This is a genomic window from Variovorax glacialis (assembly GCF_051216375.1).
Taxonomy (GTDB): domain Bacteria; phylum Pseudomonadota; class Gammaproteobacteria; order Burkholderiales; family Burkholderiaceae_C; genus Variovorax.
The window spans coordinates 1-2,807 of the sequence record NZ_JBPJZT010000053.1; the positions used below are offsets into that span (position 1 = coordinate 1).

The following is a 2,807-nucleotide window of genomic DNA, read 5'->3' on the forward strand; positions in this document are numbered from 1 at the left end:
CGTTCGGCTTCAATCCCTTGCCGCCCACGGTCTGCCGCTTGCGCTCGCGCTTCTCGGCCATGGGCGTGTAGGTTTTCTCCGCGGGTGTCCTCACATCGGGCTCGTAGCTGGCGAGTACGCCATCTTCCGCATTGCGCAGCACGTCGATGCGCGCGAACTGCGCAACCATGCTTTGCGCGACTTCGGTTTCGCCCTGGTCGTTGGTCACGCCCTCCACGGTGCGCCCGCCGTCGAAGACGATGCGGTATTTCTGCTGCGCAAGCCGCAGTCCACCGGCATGTTCGAGCAGCACGAACTGCTCTTCGCGCAGTTGTTGCGAAGACCCGGCAGTCAGGCCCGCCGGCAGCAGCATCGGGTACAGCGCATCCAATGCTTTCGGTCCATCGAAGTTGTGCGAGGCCGCGTGGTTGGCGTAGTCACCCGGCGTTCCGTGGGCGATGCCTTGGGCATTGAGCATCTCGTAGCTGCCGCCGCCCTCCAGACGCAACTCCTCCTTGGCCCGGATGGTGATGCGCTCGGCCGTCTGCGTGATCTCCAGCTTGGCGAGCAGATTGATGGAGTTGGCCAGCGCCTGGATGTCGATGTCCGCCTGCGCAGCCACGAGGTGCATGCCTTCTTGCTCCGCGAAGAGCTTGATGGCGTCGAGGGCCACCGCGAGCAGCGAGGCGCCGCTGCTCAGGCTGATGTGTTCGCCGCTGGTGAGCGCAGTGTGTGCGTCGCTGGCGATGTGCGTGGAGCCTGCGGTGGTGCTCTCGATGCCCGCCGGGCTGGCGAGCACGAGGTGGGGCTCGGCCAGTTCGGGAAACTTGCCTTCTTCCGTGCCGCCCTTGCCCTTGATGGCGTCGTTCTGCGCCTTGAGGGCGCGAGCAACTTGGTCTTGGTCGCCGTCTTCCTGCGCCTTGGCCCGGTTGGCGACATCGAAGCCGTTTTCATGCTGCTCCCGCGCCTGAGTCAGGCGTTGGAGGGTATCTCGCATGTCCTTGACGTGCGCCGCTGCCTTGGTTCTTGCCTCGGTGCTGATAAGGAGGCCATCCTGGGCACGGATGGCGCCGTGCCCGTCGGTGCGCAGCTCGAAGCCTTCGCCGCGCGGGTCTTTGCGGCCCGCGTTGTCCTCGATGCGGGTGATGTGGCCGAGGCTGAGTTGGCTGTGCTGGTGGTCGCTCTTGAGCTGGACCTGGATCTTCTGCTCGGTGTCGTCGAGGATCAGGTGGTTGGAGCGGCCCGCGGCGCTGTTGCCGCCTTCTTTTGTCAGCTCTCTGGAGCGGAAACCGCTGAGAGCACTCTGACCGGGCAGTTCCCACGGCGGCAGGTTGGTCTGGTTGTGAACGCGTCCGGTGCAAATCGGCAGGTCGGGGTCGCCGCCGAGGAAGGCGACGATGACTTCCTGCCCGATGCGCGGAATCTGGATGCCGCCCAACTGGTTGCCCGCCCACGGCGAGGACACGCGCAGCCAGCAGCTGCTGTGGTGGTTCTTCTGGCCGAGGCGGTCCCAGGGGAACTGGACTTTGATGCGGCCGAGTTCGTCGGTCCAGAGGTTCTGGCCTTCCGGGCCGACGACGAGCGCAGTCTGGGGGCCGTGGGTGTGAGGTTTGGCCCGGAGCAATTCGGGGCGCAGGGGCTCCTTGACGGGATGGGCGGTGAAGTCGACCTGTACGCGCCACTGCTGCTTGAGGCCACTTGCGGCGTCCTGACGTTGGCTGTCCTGCGCGACGTCTTCGATGAGGAACTGGGTCTCGAGGATCAGGTACTCGGCGTTGGCGGTGTGTCGGGGGTGCTTCTTCAGCTTGAAGGTGCAGCCCGGGGTCATGCCGCGCAGGTTGCCACTGGCCGTGGCCCTGGCGCCGTGGGTGCGCAGGGCCTGCATTCGCAGCAGTGCGATGAAGCGGCCTTCCTCGTGCGGGTCGTTGGCTTCACCGGCGCCGGCCTTGGGCTGCGCGTAGTGACTGCCGCCACGGCCGTCATGCCACTGGTAGACCTCGCCATCGGCCTGTCCGGTGGGACGCGGGTCGCTTCGCGTCTGCGTGAGACCTGCGCGGGGACGCGTGTAGTCGTAGTCTCGGGTTGCGTATTTGCCGCTGGTGAGCTGGTTTTCGGGGACGAAGACGTGGAGGTACTCGGCGTCCACCTTCCAGCCGGGGGCGTGATATTCGACCTGCCGGTAGGCTTCGCTCGCGTTCTGTTTGTAGGCGCCCATGTTGTCGATGAGCACGAGCCTGTGCTTGCCTTCGGAATGCTCGAAGAAGTAGCTGATGCCCCATTCCTGGCACAGGCGCTCGAAGAAGGCGAAGTCGCTTTCGTTGAACTGGGTCTGGTAGTCGCGTGGCGGGTAGGTCTCGATCAGGCGCTTGTCCACCGCAAAGGCGTAGTCGGCCAGGAGTTCGTCCAGGATGTCGACCACGGTCTTGTTCTGGAAGATCTTGCAATCGGTGGTCAGGGTGGCCAGGTGCAGCCAGGGGCGCAGGGTGAGGCAATACCGGATGTGACGGCCTTCTTCGCCCAGGCAGGCGGCATCAGCGATGAGGGCGCTGATTTGGCGCACGCCGGCGCCGATGTGGTCGATGCTCGCGCCGACGACGTCAGGGATGAATTCGCCAGCGCCATCGAACTGGATAGAGCAGGTGATTTCTCGGCCGATGAAGTCGTCGAGGTTGAAGTCGGCTGCTTCGCTGGCGCCGACGTTCAAGGCGTCGGGGGTCTGCAGGAGCAGTTCATACTCGAAGAGGCTGTTGAGGCCTTCGCAACCTGAGAGGCGAACGGGCTCGAGCGCGGGTGCGCCGAGAAAGACAGGAACGGCGGCGCTGCTGATG

The 2,807-nt window shown here is 65.1% G+C and carries 1 protein-coding gene; it reads right to left on the reverse strand.

From position 1 onward, the window contains the following. A partial coding sequence (locus ACSFBL_RS35490) for a type VI secretion system Vgr family protein (protein ID WP_435520481.1) occupies window positions 1–2,806 on the reverse strand: 2,806 nt, incomplete at its 3' end. Window position 2,807 lies beyond the last annotated feature (1 nt).